This is a genomic window from Cyanobium sp. LEGE 06143 (assembly GCF_015207535.1).
Classification (GTDB): Bacteria; Cyanobacteriota; Cyanobacteriia; order PCC-6307; family Cyanobiaceae; genus NIES-981.
Genome location: NZ_JADEWP010000317.1, coordinates 1 through 1,079 on the forward strand (window position 1 = coordinate 1; position 1,079 = coordinate 1,079).

At 67.6% G+C, this 1,079-nt stretch carries 1 pseudogene; it reads right to left on the reverse strand.

Features of this window, described 5'->3' with window-relative positions:
* Positions 1-24 precede the first annotated feature (24 nt).
* Positions 25-750, reverse strand: a pseudogene (gene proS / locus IQ216_RS13930) (proline--tRNA ligase); the annotation flags it as partial.
* Positions 751-1,079: the final 329 nt, after the last annotated feature.

Genomic DNA, 1,079 nt, shown 5'->3' on the forward strand with positions numbered 1-1,079 from the left:
TTACGCCGCCAACCAGGAACGGGCCAGCGCGCTGGCCCGTTCCTGGTTGGCGGCGTAACGGCCATCCGGGCTGCTGAGGATCAGGTCCTCGCCGGCCTCGGCGGTGACCATGAACTCCTGGCTGGCGGAGCCTCCGATGGCACCGCTGTCGGCCTCCACGGCCACGGCCCGCAGGCCGCAGCGGCGAAAGATGCGGCTGTAGGCCAGGTCCATGGCGCCATAGGTGCGGCGCAGGCAGGCCTCATCGGCATGGAAGGAATAGCCGTCTTTCATGATGAATTCTCGGCCCCGCATCAGGCCGAAGCGGGGCCTGATTTCATCGCGGAACTTGGTCTGGATCTGGTACAGATGCACCGGCAGCTGGCGGTAGGAGCGCAGCAGATCGGCGGCCAGAACGGTCACCACCTCCTCGTGGGTCGGACCGAGGCCCAGTTCGCGCCCCTGGCGATCCTCCAGGTGGAACATGATCCCCTCGCCGGCGGTGTAGCCGCTCCAGCGGCCGCTGCGCTGCCAGAGCTCGGCCGGCTGCAGCTGCGGCAGGAGGGTTTCCAGCGCCCCGGTGGCCTCCATCTCCTGGCGCACGATCGCCTTCACCTTCTGCAGCACCCGCCAGAGCAAGGGCAGATAGGCGTAGATGCCGCTGCCCAACCGGCGGATGTAGCCGGCCCGCAGCAGCAATTTGTGGGAGGGAATCTCGGCCTCGGCGGGATCGTCCCTGAGCGTCACCAGCATCAGGCGGGAGACGCGCATGGCCGAGGGTTCCGAAGAGGCCGGAAGCTACCACCGCTGACCCCTGAGGGCGGCAGGAGCGCTGGGCACACGGGCGGCAGTAACGGCTGCCACAGCTGCCGGCCGGGGGCTCTGCTAGCTTTCCAAAGCAATCCAATTCATCTCATCTGAGACTCATGCGTTCCCCCGCGGGTGACGCCCCTGCCCCGGCACCACCGTCGCTCCAGCCCTACGCGCCCATTGCTGATGGGCGCCCTGCTCAGGATGGGCGGGCCGACCTCACCACCCCTGCGGAAACCGGGAATGCCGATGCTCTGATCAGCATCGATGAGGTGCAGAAGGTGCTCAGT